Source organism: Haloferax sp. Atlit-12N, assembly GCF_003383095.1.
GTDB lineage: Archaea > Halobacteriota > Halobacteria > Halobacteriales > Haloferacaceae > Haloferax.
Genome location: NZ_PSYW01000004.1, coordinates 241,987 through 258,190 on the forward strand (window position 1 = coordinate 241,987; position 16,204 = coordinate 258,190).

Annotated in this window: 15 protein-coding genes; 9 read left to right on the forward strand and 6 right to left on the reverse strand. The window is 66.0% G+C overall.

Translation table 11 applies throughout. The features are described 5' to 3' along the window. Positions 1–142: 142 nt before the first annotated feature. Positions 143–337, forward strand: a complete 195-nt coding sequence (locus tag C5B90_RS17480) for a hypothetical protein (RefSeq protein WP_115883232.1) — start codon at positions 143–145, stop codon at positions 335–337. Between the two features lie 31 nt (positions 338–368). Here the strand turns inward: C5B90_RS17480 and C5B90_RS17485 are convergent, their stop codons facing one another. From C5B90_RS17485 to C5B90_RS17500, 4 genes are all read right to left on the reverse strand, one after another. Continuing rightward, positions 369–965, reverse strand: a complete 597-nt coding sequence (locus C5B90_RS17485) for a SprT-like domain-containing protein (protein WP_115883233.1) — start codon at positions 963–965, stop codon at positions 369–371. Between the two features lie 171 nt (positions 966–1,136). Next, complete coding sequence (locus C5B90_RS17490; RefSeq protein ID WP_115883234.1) at positions 1,137–2,471, reverse strand: phosphoglucosamine mutase; 1,335 nt, start codon at positions 2,469–2,471, stop codon at positions 1,137–1,139. Between the two features lie 59 nt (positions 2,472–2,530). Further along, complete coding sequence (locus tag C5B90_RS17495; RefSeq protein ID WP_233512099.1) at positions 2,531–4,258, reverse strand: glycosyltransferase family 39 protein; 1,728 nt, start codon at positions 4,256–4,258, stop codon at positions 2,531–2,533. Between the two features lie 10 nt (positions 4,259–4,268). Beyond that, complete coding sequence (locus C5B90_RS17500; RefSeq protein WP_115883235.1) at positions 4,269–5,621, reverse strand: aryl-sulfate sulfotransferase; 1,353 nt, start codon at positions 5,619–5,621, stop codon at positions 4,269–4,271. A gap of 139 nt (positions 5,622–5,760) precedes the next feature. Between C5B90_RS17500 and C5B90_RS17505 the strand changes: the two genes are divergently transcribed. The 5 genes from C5B90_RS17505 to C5B90_RS21070 all read left to right on the forward strand — a co-directional run bounded on the left by C5B90_RS17505 (position 5,761) and on the right by C5B90_RS21070 (position 11,598). Then, positions 5,761–7,236: a hypothetical protein gene (locus C5B90_RS17505; protein ID WP_115883236.1), complete on the forward strand. Its 1,476-nt coding sequence runs from the start codon at positions 5,761–5,763 to the stop codon at positions 7,234–7,236. 61 nt (positions 7,237–7,297) lie between these two features. Then, a complete protein-coding gene (locus C5B90_RS17510; RefSeq protein WP_233512100.1) occupies positions 7,298–9,196 on the forward strand; it encodes an ABC transporter substrate-binding protein in 1,899 nt (632 codons plus the stop codon). Beyond that, entirely contained in the window at positions 9,193–10,026 is an 834-nt protein-coding gene (locus C5B90_RS17515; protein ID WP_115883238.1) for a phosphatase PAP2 family protein, read from the forward strand. The genes C5B90_RS17510 and C5B90_RS17515 overlap by 4 nt, the downstream gene beginning before the upstream one ends. A 47-nt stretch (positions 10,027–10,073) precedes the next feature. Then, the gene (locus tag C5B90_RS17520) at positions 10,074–10,742 is read left to right on the forward strand and encodes a helix-turn-helix domain-containing protein (protein WP_233512102.1); all 669 of its coding nucleotides are present in this window, start codon (positions 10,074–10,076) and stop codon (positions 10,740–10,742) included. A 376-nt stretch (positions 10,743–11,118) separates the two neighbouring features. Next, positions 11,119–11,598 (forward strand): hypothetical protein, encoded by a 480-nt coding sequence (locus C5B90_RS21070; protein ID WP_233512104.1) that lies wholly within the window; start codon positions 11,119–11,121, stop codon positions 11,596–11,598. 39 nt (positions 11,599–11,637) lie between these two features. Here the strand turns inward: C5B90_RS21070 and C5B90_RS20615 are convergent, their stop codons facing one another. After that, complete coding sequence (locus C5B90_RS20615; protein ID WP_158547237.1) at positions 11,638–11,799, reverse strand: hypothetical protein; 162 nt, start codon at positions 11,797–11,799, stop codon at positions 11,638–11,640. 268 nt (positions 11,800–12,067) lie between these two features. After that, positions 12,068–12,682: a hypothetical protein gene (locus C5B90_RS17530; protein ID WP_233512106.1), complete on the reverse strand. Its 615-nt coding sequence runs from the start codon at positions 12,680–12,682 to the stop codon at positions 12,068–12,070. Positions 12,683–12,925: 243 nt separating this feature from the next. Here C5B90_RS17530 and C5B90_RS17535 point away from each other — a divergent pair, with 243 nt between their 5' ends. The 3 genes from C5B90_RS17535 (at position 12,926) to C5B90_RS17545 (ending at position 15,915) form a co-directional block, all read left to right on the forward strand. Then, positions 12,926–14,068, forward strand: a complete 1,143-nt coding sequence (locus C5B90_RS17535) for a DegT/DnrJ/EryC1/StrS aminotransferase family protein (protein WP_115883239.1) — start codon at positions 12,926–12,928, stop codon at positions 14,066–14,068. Then, a complete protein-coding gene (locus C5B90_RS17540) occupies positions 14,061–15,050 on the forward strand; it encodes a Gfo/Idh/MocA family protein (RefSeq protein ID WP_115883240.1) in 990 nt (329 codons plus the stop codon). Before C5B90_RS17535 ends, C5B90_RS17540 begins: the two co-directional genes overlap by 8 nt. Before the next feature lie 262 nt (positions 15,051–15,312). After that, entirely contained in the window at positions 15,313–15,915 is a 603-nt protein-coding gene (locus tag C5B90_RS17545) for a hypothetical protein (protein ID WP_115883241.1), read from the forward strand. Positions 15,916–16,204: the final 289 nt, after the last annotated feature.

Sequence of the window (16,204 nt, forward strand, 5' to 3'; positions counted from 1 at the left end):
CTCTCGCTTCGATTTGAGACGAAAAGCTAAGACGGGCGAGTTCGACGGAAGAGTAGTATTCGTGGTGACGAGCAATACCGCCGTCTCTCACGGGCGGCAGTCGCCTCCAATGCTTATGTTGTCGCGGTGGCAAGACCGACGTATGAGACTGGGTATCGGTCGAACCGGCGTGGTGATTCTCCTCGGACTGTTCGTCATCCTCGGTGCGGAGGACGTGTACGTCTGGGCCGTCGCCGGAACCGTTCCCGGCGTCGAGTTCTTCCTGGCGCTCGTGTTCGCTCTCGCCGTCGCGTTCGTGGCGATTCGGGAGGCGCGGGCGCACCCGCCGAGTCGGTAGTCGTCGGGCGGTCGGACGTGGTTTTCGCCCGCTAGTCTTGCCGCTCCCGGCAGTCGAGCGGTGCTTCGCAACACGCGGAGCGGTAGGCCGACGACTCCCGGACGAGTTTGCACTCGCGGTAGCGGTAGGCCACGTCCGCGCCGCAGGCCTCGCAGGTGAGGGTGTACTTCGGTTCCGCGAACCGGCGGACGCGAACCGGCGCGTCGACCGCCTCGGCACGGCGCTTGAACGCCGGTCCGTGGTCGGTCGCGCCGAACGCCTGAAACTGCTCGACGTGGACCAGTTCGTGCCGGAGCGTCGCGGTCCACTCTCCGCGGTCGAACGACTCGAACGCCCGCCACGACAGCGACATGGTACACGTGGGTGCGATGTCGAGTTCGACCGACTGCGAGGACGTGCCGGTCCACCGCCTCGGCTCCCCGACCTCCGCGTCGTCGATGTTCGGTGTCTTCACCGCCGCCGCCCGCCGCTTCGCGCGAGTAGACACTTCCCACCGGACCCGGTGTAAGTCCACGTCGAACTCGTATTGACTCGCCGCGTGGCGACAGTACGTCCGCGACCAGCTCACCAACTCGTCGCCGGTTTCGATAGCGTCGTACCCGCCGGGGCTCCCGTCTTCGTGTCCCACGGTTTCGGGCCGTGATTCGGAGCGAGCCGATATGTGTGTTGTGCCCACCCGCGACGGTCGCCGACGAGCGGTGTTGGTGCGGGTGTGGATGCGGTATGGATGTTAGTGCGGGTGTGAATGTTAGTGCGGCTATGGATGTTGGTTCGGGTGTGGGTGCAGGTGTGGACGTGGTCAGGCTGTGAGCGTCGTTTTCTCGTCGGACACGAGCTCCCGAACTGTGTCGAACAGCCGCTTCGCGCTGTCTCGGGACGTTCCTTCGACGGTCGCGCGAAGCACGCGCTCGGTTCGGCTCGCCCTGACGACAAACCACGCGTCGTCGCGCTCGACGAAGATTCCGTCGTCGGTCCGAACGTCGTCGAAGCGCTCTTGGCACTCGGTCGCCAGTCGCGTCATCTCGCGGGCGCAGTTGTCGACCGCGAACGAGTCGAAAAACAGCGGGTACGCCGCCACGTCGCCCGCCTGCTCGGAGAGCGCGTCTCCCTCGTCGACGAGTCGCGCGAGGCGAATCGCCGAGAGCGTCGCGTCCGGGCAGGGCGACTCGGCCGGCCACTGGTAGACGCCGGTCGGCTCGCCGCCGAAGACGACGTCCGCGTCCGCCGCCGGTCCGGACCCCGGAATCCCGTCCATCTCGACCCGGACGATGCTTCCCCCCGCGTCGGAGACGACCTCTCCGATGCGACGGCTCGCCTCCAGCGGCACCGCGACGTGGGCGTCCCCGTCCGCATCGCGGACTGCCTCGCGTGCGAACAGTCCCAACAGCGCGTCTCCGCCGACGACCTCGCCGGTCTCGTCGACGGCCACGAGTCGGTCCGCGTCGGCGTCGTGAGCCAGACCGATATCGGCGTCCGAGGCCGCGACCGCTCGGCGGAGCGTCCCGCACGCGCCGTCGCCCGCGGCGACCCGACGGCGCGGAAACGAGTCGTCCGCGGTTCCGTCGAGGCGTTCGACGTCGCAGCCGAGCCGTTCGAGCGCCTCGGCCATGATGTCGTCGTCCCGCTCGCCGACGTCAACTACGACGCGCGTGTCGGAAACCGAAGTTCGTCCCTCGCAGAGGTGGTCGAGGTGATGTGCCGTGGCGTCGTCCCAGCGACGTTCCTCGCCGATTTCGTCCCACGGGGCGACTTCGGCCGACGAGCCGTTGACCCGGCGGACGACCCTGCTCTGTTGCTCCCACGAGAGGCGCGAGCCGTCGTCGTCGAACAGTTTCAGCCCGGTGTCTTCGGCGGGGTCGCTGACGGTCGTCACCGCCACGCCGGCGTCGCCGCCGAGTCGCCTCACGCCGTGAGAGACGGTCGGGCTCGCAACCGGACCGAGTCGGTGGACGGTGCCGCCGCACTCGCAGACGCCGGTTGCGACCGCATCCGCGAGGAGGCGAGCGCTGTCGCTCGGGTCGTGACCCACGACGATTTCGTCGCCCGTTCCGGCGAGGGCGCGACCGGCTTTGAGGGCGAGTTTCGCGGTCACCTGCGTCCCGTACGAACCGCGGATGCGTGATGGTGCGAACATACCCCACTGTCCGCCCGAGGGATGTTTACTATCGGTCGGATAATGTCGGCCAGCGTCGCTTAGCGTCCGACAAATCGGCGGCTTCGGTCGTCGGTGACGTCGGTATTGGTCTCGGTGCCAGTGTCGACGTTGGCATCGATGCTAGCGTCGGTGTCGGTGTCGTCCGACACGACCTCGTACACCACGACCCCGTCGTTTCCGTAGACTCGTCGGTACCGGGGACTGTCCGCGAGCGAGGCGCGAAGCCGTTCGGTTCCGTCTTCTTCGAGCCCCCGGACGGTGTACGTCCCGCGGGGGACGTACAGGTAGTCGGGCGAGGCGTCGACGGACGCCATCGACGCGGTCACGCAGGTCGCGTTCTCGCAGGTGCTCGCCGTTTTGAACGCCGAAATCTGGTCGTAGTACCTATCGGGGTTCTTCCATTCGACGCCCCACGGCCCCACGAGCATCGTCCGCTTCGCGTAGTGCGGGAACAACTCGGCTGCGTCCGAGAGCACGACGAACGACGCGTTCGCGTCGGTGTCGTTTCTCGCCCACTCCATGGCCTCGCGGTCGTCGTCGTCCACGAAAGACGGGAGGCTCGGACTGCCGTGGTGCGCCGCGCCGAGACCGCTCGCCGCGTAGAACCCGCCGAGGCTCGTCCCGACGACGAGGACCACGACCAGCGACGACGCCAGCAGTTGCCGGTTATCGAGCGACCCCCGAACCCTGTCGGTCAGCCGCGGCACGACGACGCCGAACAGCACCGTCGAAATCATCATCGCGCCGGCGACGAACTGGAAGCGCTCCTTTCCGATGACGTACGCGCAGACGAAGAGCCAAAGCGGCAGCGTGAACTTCTTCCGAGAGCCGAGCACGGCTGTGGCGGCGAAGCTCGCGAGGAAGAACACCGTGACGACGGTCGGGTCCAGCGGGTAGACGAACTGGTCGAGGAGCCGACCGACGCCGCCGGCGATACCGCTGTGACTGCCCGCCGCACCTGTGAAGGCCCCGACGCCGTGAGTGGTGACGACGTTGGCCCACCACGGCGCGGCGAGGACGAGTCCCCCGAGCGCCACCGCGGCACCGCTGACGAGGCCGGGGAGCGTCCGGTCGAGCATCGCGTAGAGGACGAGCCAACTGACGCCGAAGAAGACGGTGTACGTCGGGTGCGAGAGGACGGTCAGCCCGAAGCAGATGATACCGGAGCCGACCCACAGCGGTCGCCGCGTGCCGCGGCGGAACAGCCTCGCCCCGACGTAAACCCCGCAGAGAGACAGGAAGAACGCGGACGCGCGGACGATGCCGCCGGCAGAGAGGTGCCACTGGAGAACCGGCGGCGTGACCGCGAGAATCGCCGTCGCGACCCCCGCCTGCCGCGGCGTCGGGAGGAGTTCGAGCGCGATGCCGTAGTACGGAACGAGGTAGAGGACCGTGACGACGGCCGGGAGGACGAGGCTGAGTGTCGTCCCCGAGACGCCGAGGTCGGTCAGGAACGCGACCACGTAGAACTGGAGCGGCGGGTACGCGAACGGGATCCCACCGTCGTAGTACGGTATCGTCGTCGGGAGCGCGTAGCCGCCGGCCCGAATCTGCTCCGCGATTTCGAGGTACAGTCCGGACCCGTAGGCCGGGTAGTCGTGAGTCGCCACGTACGTCACCGAGACGACGAGTCCGGCGACGAGGGCGAGTGCGAACCACGCGTGGCTCTCGCGGCCGAGGCCGGGAACGCCGTTGGTGAACGCGTTCGCGCGGCCCGGTGCCGCGGGGTCGAGACCGTTCGCCGTGTCGTCGGTCGTTGAGTTCATGGAGTAGCTCTCACTTCCGCTTTCGAAGCGAGACGGGGTTCGTGAGCGAGACGCGATACGGGAGCCACCGCAGTTCGGCGACGGCCCACCCGAGTCCGACAGCGAGGGCGAGACAGGACACCAGAAGCTCTGTGACGCCCATCCACTGCGGCAGGATGTAGTAGACGGCGTTCACGACTGGTCCGGGGAGTACCGACGACTGAGATGCGCCGCCGTCGCCAACCGTCGAGCCGCCGGCCGTTCGGTTCTGGAGGTCGAGTTCGTGTGCCGGTGGACCGCCGGCGCTCTCGTCACCGGTCCCGAGCCGTTCGGCCTCGTAGGGGAACGCGACGGGGACGCTCCAGACGACCTCGCCGGTCTCGTCCAGTTCGAACACGCGGTTCCCGTTCGAGTCGGTCACGAGCGTGTGCCCGTTCGGGAGTCTGTCCGCGTCGCGCGCCCACTGGAGTCGCTTGTCCTGCCAGACCCACGAGCGAACCCACCCGCCGTCGTCGTCGCGGTATTCGACGAGGCGGTTGTTCTCAGAGTCGGCGACGAGGACGGCGTCGTCGCCGTCCGGGTTCTCGATGTAATCGGGATTGTGCTGTTCGTAGAGGACGTCGTGAGAGCCGTTTCCGAGCGTCCGGTTCTCGACGAGACCGGTCTCGCGGTCGAGGTACACCACTCTGTCGTGGTTGCGGAGGCTGACCTGAATGAGCCCGCTTTCGAGCACCTCCACGTCGTTGAGGTGGGTCCAATCGGACGGATACGGCCCGCCGGTCGTCGTGGGGTCGAACGCTGCCTGCGCGTCCCACGACCACTCGACGATGCCCGTCGTCGTGTTCACGACGAACACGCGGTCCGCGGCGATGTCGGCGACGACGTACGTCGAATCGCTCAGCCGGTCGCCGTCGTGCCACCGCGTCGAGTGCTTCCCGGCGGTCACGCGGCTGTAAATCCCCTCGACGTTCCCGGTGGTGAGGTTCACGCGCTCGATACCGTTTCGCGTACACGCGCTCTCGCCGCCGCACTCCTCGGCGATCAGGTGGTCCGCGTAGAGGTATTCGACCGTCGCGTTCGTCCCCTCGACGGGGTCGACGTCCCAGTAGCGGGTGTGGGAATCGTCGTAGTATCGCCGCTCACCGTCGGCTCCGAAGGCGACGAGTTCGGCGTTCGCTCGCGGGCCGTCGCTCTCTCGCCCGAGCCACGTGTTCGAATCGGTCGCGATGACCGTCGTTCCGTTCGCGGGCGCGACCCGTGCGCTCTCGCCGGTCGCGTCCGTCACCGCCGAGGTCGGTCGGCTCAGGTATGCGGCCCCGACGATACCCGCGCAGACGAGGAGGGCGACTGCCGCGGCGACTCGTAGATGCGTCCGCTCGACCATTGCGTAGTCGTCGGTGGGTGGACGGTCTTACTATCGGGATGCTAAACCGCGAATACGCCCGTGCCCACCGACGTGGAATCCGTCCACTCGGACCTTACGCACGGAATAATTAGGGTCCTGAGGCCGGGTAGACGACGCAATGGCGTCTCGTCTCGGGGCTGCCGAGAGCCTCGTCGTCCTCGGTCTCGTCTTCCTCTTGGCGGCGACAGCGGTGCCGACCACGAGCGTCGTCGACTTCGGCGCGAACGGGGGTGTTTCGACGGCCGCGACGACCGAACCGGCACCGAACGGTCCGAAATCGGCCGCCGACGTTCGGTTGGTCTCGGTCGGCGACCGGGGCGACAGGCTCTGGCCGTTCACCAGCCGTGACCGGGCGTTCGAGACGCTGACGCTCCCAGTGAACGTCGTCGTCGAGGGGAACCCCGCGCGGGTCCGCTCGCTGCTCATGTACTCGCGCGACGCGACGTGGGACGAGACGAACGAGTCGTGGCAACAGGCGTCCACCGAACAGGCCCCGACGGACGAAGCGGCCTCCCCGTGGGGGTCGGCCACGGGCGCGGACCGGTTTACTTTCGTCGACACCGCGGAGTCGGGCGGGCTGTGGATTGCGGAGTCGATGCAGCTCCACGACGGGACGTACTTCGGGAGTCGAATCCACCTCCGCCTGTACGGCGGCGGGACGCCGGACGACTCGTGGACGGCGATTCAGGCCCACCGTGACTACTGGGACTGGTTCCGGCTTCGGCACACGGTGACGAGCCTGTCCGGCCCGCAACACGTCGTCGAGCGGGACCTGATGCGGCAATCGACCGTCGTGGACGTCCGCCGCGAGCGGTTCGCCAACGGCGGCATCATCGACGCCGACGGCTGGGTGTCGGTTGTCGAACTCGGTCCGCCACAACTCTCGACGCTTCCGAGAGACGACGCGCGTCGCTCCGTGCCCGTCGAGTCGGTGACCGATAGAGGCGAGAGAAGGCCCGCAGAGCGTGCCGATTCCGACCGCGGCGATACCCCCTCGGTACTCGATGCGCCGACAACGGATTCGGCGGGTGTCGGAACAGCCCTGTCGATACTCGCCGTCGTCTTCGTCGGCGTCGGCGGCCTCGCCGCAGTCGTCACTCGCCGAGACGAATTCGGCGCGCTCGTCGAGCGCCTCCGCTGGTCGCGTCTGGCGGACGACCGATTCCAGCGGGTCGTCGCGCTCGCGGTCGCCCTCGTCGCGCTCCCGGTTTTGGTCCGCTCGGCGGCACTCGGTCTGGAGAGCGTCATCCCGAACCACCCGAAGGTCGTCGCCGGACTGCTCTCTCCCGTGTTCGCGTTCGCGCCGGTCGCCCTCGCCGCTCGCCTGCCGCGGGGGTACTCCCCGGAACTGTGGTTCGGCACCGCGTTCGTCGGCTACGGGGTGGGGCTCGTCGCCGACTTCGCGATGATAGGAGTCGCCGTCGTCCCGGTCGACGTCGTCCTCCACCGGTTCGCCGTGCTCGTCGCGCTCGGCGTGATTGCCGTCGCCGGCCACCGTCGATTCGAGGCGTCGGAGCCCCGCCGAGCGCCGCTTTGGGCGGCCGTCTGCCTGTGGATTCTCCTGTTCGCGTGGCCGCTTTTCTTGGGCATCTAGGCGCTTAGCCCCCGGATAATAACGACACCACGCCCGAAGACAGTTACCTGCCCTCCCGTACATGTCATCAACACGGCTCTCTAGACGGTCGGTTTTGGCGCTCGCAGGCGCGAGCCTGACCAGCGGGTGCGTCCGGCAGCTCGAATCGACGGTCTCGCGCGACGAGCGGACGCCGCTTTCGCTCTCCATCAAGACCGTCCCCGCGGACGCCGACGCGACGGCGACGAAGCTCGCCCGCTACCTCGCCACTCGCCTCCAGGCGGTCGGCGTCGCGGCGACCGTGGTTCCGATGAGCCGGGAGGAACTCCTCCGCGACGTGCTCTCGAACCACGACTTCGATATCTACGTCTCCCGGCTGCTGCTGCGGCGCGACCCGGACTTCCTCCGTCCCCTGCTCCACTCTCGCTACGGCCCGGGACGCGGCTGGCAAAACCCGTTCGGATACGGCGACCTGTCGTTGGACTCGCTTCTGGAGCGACAGCGGACCGAGACCGGTTCCGTCCGCGCCGCGACGCTCGCTGAGATTCAACGGCGCATCGTGGAGGCCCAACCGTTCACGCCCGTCGCGGCCCCGCGCCCGGCTCAGGCGACGCGGCCGGTGCGGGTCGACTGGCCGGACGGCGTCGGCATCCACAGCCTCACGGGATATCTCGGTGCCAGAGCTGTCACCACCACGTCGACCGCCTCGCGAACCGAGTCGACAGTCACGTCGTCGGCGACGCCCGCACCGACCGAGCAGTCGACGCCTGCAACGACCTCGGCGTCTACAACGACCCCGACGCCCGAAACGACGACCGACGAATCGGCACCCGAAAACGAACTCCGCATGACGATCGGCGACTCGCGTCCGACGGAGAACCTCAACCCGCTTTCGACGCCGTTTCGGTCGGACGGGACGCTCCTCGACCTCGTCTACGACTCGTTGGGTCGTCCGGTCTACGACCGGATGCGGCCGTGGATGGCCGCGTCGTGGGAGTGGGCCGACGGGGACGAGACGGCGCTTTCGGTCCGGCTCCGCGACGACCTCGCGTGGCACGACGGCGAGTCGATAACGGCGGCGGACGTGGCGTTTACCTTCCGGTTCATCTCCGACACGTCGCTCGGTTCGCTCGACCAGCCGGTTCCGTCGCCGCGGTACCGCGGCCGCGCCTCGCTCGTCGAGTCGGTCGACGCCACGTCCGACCGCGAGGTGACGATTCAGTTCGGCGACGTGAGCGAACCGGTCGCGGCGCGCGCGCTGACGATTCCGGTGCTCCCCGCACACGTCTGGGAGCCGTTCGCCCGCCCGACGAGCGTCTCGTGGCTCGACGGTGGCAACGTCACCGAGGCGCTCGTCCGGAACAACCTCGAACCGGTCGGAAGCGGACCGCTCCGCGTGACGGGAACGGCTGCCAGAGAGTCGATTTCGATGGAACCGTTCGAGGACCATTTCCTCGCCGACGACGCCCTCGACGGCCGACTGTCCCGGTTTGACGGCGGCTTCTCGTTCGACTCGCTGCGGTTCAACGTCGTTCCCTCCGACGGTGCCGCCGTCGAACTGCTCGCGACCGACGCCGTCGACGCGACGGCGAACTCGCTGTCGGCCGATTCGAGGGCGGCCGCGGCGGACGAACCCGGAATCTCCGTTCGCACCAGCCGGCCCGAGTGGTGTTATCACATCGGCTACAACCACCGACGTCCGCCCTTCATGAACCCCAGATTCCGGCGGGCAGTCGCCCGACTCGTCGACCGCGAGTTCCTCGTGGACTCGGTGTTCGGCGGCGAGACCGAACCGGCGTCGTCACCGCTGGTCGCGACGACGTACGTCCCATCGGGTGATGCGTGGGACGAGGCCACGTCCGAACTCGAGTTCGTCGGCGACTCGGGGACCGGCACGCTCGACGCGGAGCGAGCGCGGTCGGTGTTCGAAGACGCGGGCTACGCCTACTCGGGCGACGGTGACCTCCTCATTCAAGAATGATTCCCGCTCAGTCCTCGATAGGCTTCTCACCGCTCGTCGCGGTTCTCGCCCGCGTGCTCGGCGGTGCGGCTGTCGCGTTGGCGCTCGCAACGCTCACTATCGTCGGGCCGTCGCGTCTCGCGGCGGCGTACGGGTCGGGGAGCGACCGCTTGCGCGAGGCCGCGCCGTACCTCGGCCTGCTGGCGGTCGTTCTCCTCGTGAATAAGGTCGCCCGCGGCGTCGGCCCGGAAGTGTCGTGGGCGCTGGGCTGGAACGCTACCGGCGCCATCTACGCTATCGAGGGGAACTTCGTCCAGCACGTTCAGTCGCTCGCGACGCCGATGCTCACCGCCGTGCTCTCGCGGGTGTATCTCTCGGGATACGTCTTCCTGCTCACGTTTCCGTTCGTCGCGTACTTCGCGGCGGCCGACGAGCGGCCGCTGAAACTCACCGCGGTCACGTACGCGGCGAACTACGCCATCGGCCTGACCTGCTACGTCCTGTTTATCTCCTACGGTCCCCGTAACCTCCTGCCGGGACAGGTCGAGTCGCTTCTGTACAGCACCTACCCGCAGACGCAGATACTCACCGGCGAGGTGAACGTGAACACGAACGTGTTCCCGTCGCTCCACACGTCGCTTTCTGTCTCGGCGGCGGCGATTGCGATTCGGACGCGGGAGACGTACCCCGCGTGGGCCGTCGTCGCGTCGGTGCTCGCCGCCGCGGTCGCGTTTTCGACGATGTATCTCGGGATTCACTGGGGGACCGACGTAGTCGCCGGCGTCGTCCTCGGGGTCGGCAGCGTCGCGTTCGGAGATTGGCTCGTCGACCGCCGGTCCGCGGACACGTAACCCTTACCGCCCGGATAATAAGGTCCGACCGATTCCTGTGGTCGGTCGTGAGCGCCATCATTACACTTCGAATCCCGGCGTCCGCGTTCGTTCTCGATGATGTCCTCTCACGCAGTTCCATCACCGAGGCGCGTCTGGTTCGCTCCGTGCAACTCGATGGGCCCACGCTCTCGCCGCTGCTGTGGGTCCGGAGTGACGACCCAGCGCAGATTGCGTCGTCGCTTCGAGACGACCCGAGCGTCGGGTCGGTCGCACCGTTCGCCCCGTCGTCCCACGGCGGCGTCTACCGTCTGAGCCTCAGACCGCTCGCAGACGAGTTCATGCAACTGTTCGTCGACGGCGGCCTCAGCGTTCTCGACGCCCACGGCCGAGACGGTGAGTGGGTGGTCCGCGTCTTCGCCCACGACCGCGATTCGATCGGGTCGCTTGGCGACGGATGGCGACGCACCGGAACGGAGTTCGACGTCGAACGAGTTCGGTCGCCCGAGAACCTCGGGGACCCGACGCGGTTCGGGCTGACCGACCGCCAGTACCACACCCTCGTCACCGCGTTCCGACAGGGGTACTACAGTGTCCCCCGCGATTCGGATATAAGGGAGCTCTCGAACACGTTCGGTGTCACCCATCAGGCGACCTCGCAGCGGCTCCGACGCGGTCACGAACGGCTGATTCGGCGGGCACTCGTCGAGCGGCCGTCACCGAGTCTCCCTTATTAGGCGCTTGCACTTGCAACCGATAAGACGAGAGGTCTAGTCGATATACCAACTGTTGGAATGAGTACTCGGTGCGAACGACAGAGCCGTACGCTGTGACCCCTCACTGAGCAGTCGGTCCCTCGACCGACTGCGCGCTCTGTTCTGTCGGTTCCGGGGCCCTACGCGTCCCATCGGTCGCGTACCCTGCCCCGACGGTTCTACCGTCGTCGAACGCTCGGCTCGGCGGGTACTCGTTCCCGCCCCGATACCGAATTGACGAGCCGTCGGCTATCCAGCGACCGAACAGCCGAGTACCGTTACCGAAATCTATGACACAGAACGCATCCCTAACCACGTTGGTAACACGTACAAAAAGATGAGGAACAGATAGTGAGCTATGGCGGACCGAAGTAACGACGACACCCACTTGGCCGGGACCGCGGCAGGCACCGCCGGAGCCGTGGGTAGTGCGCTCGGGTATCGACGAGCCATTGCCTCGCGTTTCGCGGCCTGCTGGCACGCGTTCGTCCGTCTCGTTGCGTCCCTCTCGAACCGGTCCGGCCGCAGAGACGGTGGGCCACCGACCACCGATTCGGCGGGCACGTCCACGTGTTCCGAGGGACACGTATCGTCCGACCCCGACGCGAACCGCGGGCTTCTCGGCATCGACCCCGAACTGCTCAACTCCGAGCGCCGAATCCTTCAACTGCTCATCGTCGAGGGCGGGCGACTGCCGCAGTCGCAGCTGGTCGAGCGGACGCGGTGGTCCGATTCGACTATCAGTCGAACGCTGTGTCGGATGGAGACGCAGGGGCGAATCGAGCGCTTCCAACTCGGGTCGGGGAAGTGCGTCGTTCTCCCCCAGGACGAGGAGTAGTCGACTCGACCGCTCGGTCGCCTCACCGTGACTCCACTTTCACAGCGCGAGCGTGACCGTCCCGAACAGCATGAACAGGAACACGAGCTGGCGCGCTCGGACGTACGACGGTCCGACGCGGTTCACGTGCCCCAGCCCTGACGTGACGACCGCGAGGCCGACGAACAGTGCGCTCACCACGGCGAATTGTCCCGTGAGCATCGGCTACTGGACCTCCGCAGGGGCAGCGATTGGTGTCTCCGTTCCGCTTGTTACGTGTCCACGAGGCATGGTCGTGAGTTGTGGGCATCGGCATATCTTTATTCAGGGTGTAACTGAAACGGAAAAGACGGCGCATTCATAATATTTTGTTGTCATTTCTTTGGCTTTTCTGCGGTCGACTCGGCGTCGGCCGGCGTTACACCCCCGGTAAATCGAGCGAAATAGTGCTACGAGACCAACTGTTCGACTCCTCAAGGGTTCGTTGGCGTCACTCCTCGGTGAGAGAGCGGTAGCCGAAAAAGAGGACGACGAGCGCGGCGGGGACGAGGGCGAAAGACGTGTCTAGTGGACTCACGCTCGATGCGGTGACGGCGACGCCGGCGACGCCGACCAAGATGACGGCGAAGTTCACTAATCGCTTTCGCGAGACCGTCACTCGGTCGCCGGTCGACTCGGTCGCGACCGAGTCTTGGTCCGTGCCTCCCGCGTTATCGACGGTCGAACCCGGGTCTATCCCGGTCGACGTGCGAGTCGCGTGGGCCCCCTCGTGGGTCGGCGAAAAGACGCGCCCGGTCTCGCGGTGGAAGACGAGACGACCGTCGTCGTCGAGTCGCGGCAGGTCGAAGTCAAAGAGTACGCTGTGTATCTCCTCGTCCGTCGGGACCATCCCGTCAGTCTCGTCTTGGAACCACTCCGAGAGCGCGACGGTCAGTTCGCCGACGGTGTACGGCGTCTCGGGACGCTCGTTCACGAGCGAAACGACGGTGTCCCGTCGGCGAGCTTCGGTGACACCGCCGAGCCCGGGCCTGTCGTCGAGTGTGGGTCCAGATTCCTCTCCAGGGTCGTCGGGGCCGCTCGGTGCCCACGATGGTGCCATTGACATGTTCGACTATGTAATCTATAAAAATAAAACCACGGTGTTCCGTCCCGCTGAATCGGTGGAATCGACGCTTCAGTGGCGCTGTGTGCTTATCTAAACCATAATAATGGGTTCCTGGTGTCTGGCACTCGACAGCGGTCGCAGGACCGCAGGACATGCTATGACACGCACACACCCAAGCGACTATCGACGCGACTGTTCGGCGCTTCACGGCGCGGTGGCTCCGACGCACGGAGGACGACGCCGATGACTGGAGACATCAGTATCGCCTCCCCGGTTCTCGGAGACGAAGAACTCGACCGCATCGAGTCCGTCGTCGAGTCGGGGATGATCGCGGACGGCCCCGAGGTACGAACGTTCGAGTCCGAGTTCGCGGACTACTGCGACGCCGACCACGGCGTCGCCACGTCGAACGGGACCACCGCGCTGCACACGGCGCTCGAAGCGGTCGGCGTCGGCCCCGGTGACCGCGTTCTGACGACGCCCTTCTCGTTCGTCGCGACGGCGAACGCGATTCGATTCGCCGGTGCCGAGCCGGTGTTCGCTGACATCGACCCCGAGACGTTCAACCTCGACCCCGAGCGGGTCGAAGCGACCCTCGAATCGCTCGCGTCGGACGTGCAGGCGATGGTCGTCGTCCACCTCTACGGCCTCCCCGCGCCGATGGACGAACTCCGTGACATCGCCGACGACTACGACGTGGCTCTCGTCGAAGACGCGGCGCAAGCCCACGGTGCTGAGTACTTCGGCACGCCAGTCGGGTCGCTCGGCGACGCCGCGAGCTTCTCGTTTTATCCGACGAAGAACATGACCACCGGCGAAGGCGGGATGGTCGTCACCGACGACGAAGCCACCGCGCAGAACGCCGAGAGCTTCGTCAATCACGGCCGGGAGACCGACGGATACCGGCACGTCTCGCTCGGTCACAACTTCCGGATGACGAGCGTCGCGGCCGCGATGGGTCGCGCCCAACTCGAACGCCTCCCCGGCTTCATCGAGGACCGGCGCTCGAACGCGGCGCGACTCGACGAGCTGTTGGCCGACACGGACGCGGCGACGCCGACGGTCCCCGACGGCTTCGACCACTCGTACCACCAGTACACGATTCGGGTCGGCAACCGCGACTCGGTCGTCGAACAGCTGGACGAACGCGGCATCGGGTGCGGAATTTACTACCCGCGGTGCATCCACGACCAGCCCGCCTACGACTTCCTCGACGTGCGTGCGCCCGTCGCCGAGCGGGTCGCAGAACAGGCCCTCTCCATCCCGGTCCATCCGAGTCTCACCGAAGCAGAAGTCGAGCGAGTTGGGACCGTCCTCCGAGACGAGGTCTCTATCGAGCCTCCGTCCGGCACTCGCGCGTCTACCGTGGGGGCGTCCGATGACTGACGACACCGTCGCGGCCGGCGTCATCGGCGTCGGAAGCATGGGACAGAACCACGCCCGGGTGTACGACGAACTGGGCGACACGGAACTCGTCGGCGTCTTCGACGTCGACGACGACCGAGCCGAGTCCGTCGCGGACGACTACGGGACGACCGCGCGGTCGATGGACGACCTCCTCGACGCGGCGGACATCGTCTCTGTCGTCGTGCCGACGCAGTTCCACTACGAGAACGCGAAGCGCGCCCTCGAATCGGGCGTCAACGTCCTCGTCGAGAAACCGTTCGTGGAAGACCCCGAGAACGGACAGGAACTCATCGACATCGCCGACGAGCGGGACCTCGTGTTGCAGGTCGGTCACATCGAGCGGTTCAACCCGGCGGTTCGCGCCCTCCGCGACCTCGTCGACGACCTCGATATCCACGCGGTCTCGACCGAGCGACTCGGGCCGCCCGTCGACCGCGCCATCGACGACACGGTCGTGATGGACCTGATGATTCACGACCTCGACATCGTCCTCGACATCGTCGACGGCGCGGTCGACTCGTACGACGCCGTTGGAACGCCGGACTGCAGCCACGCGAACGCGAACCTCGCGTTCGACTCCGGGGTGACGGCGTCGCTCACGACGAGTCGCGTCACCCAAGAGAAGGTTCGGGGTCTCACTATCTCGGCGGCCGACTGCCGCGTGAAGGTCGACTACATCGACCAGAACATCGAGATTCACCGCTCGTCGGTCCCCTCGTACATCGACGACGAGTCGCTCGTCCGCCACCGTCACGAGAACTTCGTGGAGACGCTCGCAGTCGAACAGGTCGAACCCCTCCAGAGCGAGCTGCGGTCGTTCGCGAACGCCGCTTCGACCGGAACGGAGCCCGTCGTGGACGGCGAGCAGGGGCTTCGAGTGTTGAAGCTGACGAAGAAACTCGACGAGACCGCGCGGGAAACACTCGACGACGGGGCCCCATTGACCCCCACGGTCGACTGAAACACGAGCTTTACCGGGTTTATCACGTGCCTTTGGTGGAACAACAATCCGGCTTTCGCTGAATTGCTATTGGGCGCTTCTCGGCTGTTGTCAAACGACCAACAAAGCCGCTGTCTTGCGATTATGCACCGCTGAAACAGTCCGAAACAGTCACTAAACTGCTGCAATACGTCTTGATTCCGGTCGGGTTTTCACAACAGTCCGGAAAATCCGGGACGGTGTTGACGCTTTATTGGGGGCCACAGTAACGGTTGGAGCGAGCATGACCACTCAAGTGAACGGTACCGAAAACGCGCTCATCGACCAGCATACGAACGCGGCCGAACAGAACACGGAACTTGGGAAAGACGAGATATACCACCTGCTCCAGAACGAACGCCGCCGGAAGGTCCTCGAATACCTGCGCGACCGCGAGGGCCCGGTCCAGATGCGGGATATCGCGGAGCAGGTCGCCGCGTGGGAGCACGATACGACCGTTCAGGCGTTGATGTCCGACCAGCGCCAGCGCGTCTACATCGCCCTCTACCAAGCGCACCTCCCGAAACTCGACGAAGAGGGCGTCATCGACTACAATCAGAGCAGGGGTATCGTCGAGAAGACACCCCTCGCAAACGAACTCGCCGCTCACCTCGAACTCCCTGATGATGACGACGATGAGGTGGACGCCGAGTCCGAGCGACCGTGGGGTGCGTACTACCTGTCCGTCTCGGGGCTGAGTACGCTCTTCGTCGGTGCATCTGGACTCGGTCTCCCCGGCTTCACCTCGATTCCCCATCTCATCGTCGCGCTCACAGTCATGAGTATCTACACGGCACTCACCTTCTGGCAAGTCCTCGACAACTTCGAGACGACTGACGAAGAATAACGCTCTTCGAGTTCTATCGCGTCATCCGAGTCGCTCGTCTGCTTCCAATATAAAAGCCCGCTATATTACGGTATTTTATACGCAATCGAGTGAGAATCGTTCAGATATCTAGCCATTATTCAGTTGTCACAATAGGCCGTGAGATTCATATTGCTGAACTAGAATCATCGATACAGCGCAAAATTGGCCCCAATGATTTCAGACGCGCGCCCCCCTCGTTCGCGAGCACCCGGTAGAGTCTCTCAATGGCCTACCACGAGCCGAGCGAACGTCGCGTTACCGCCGAGCC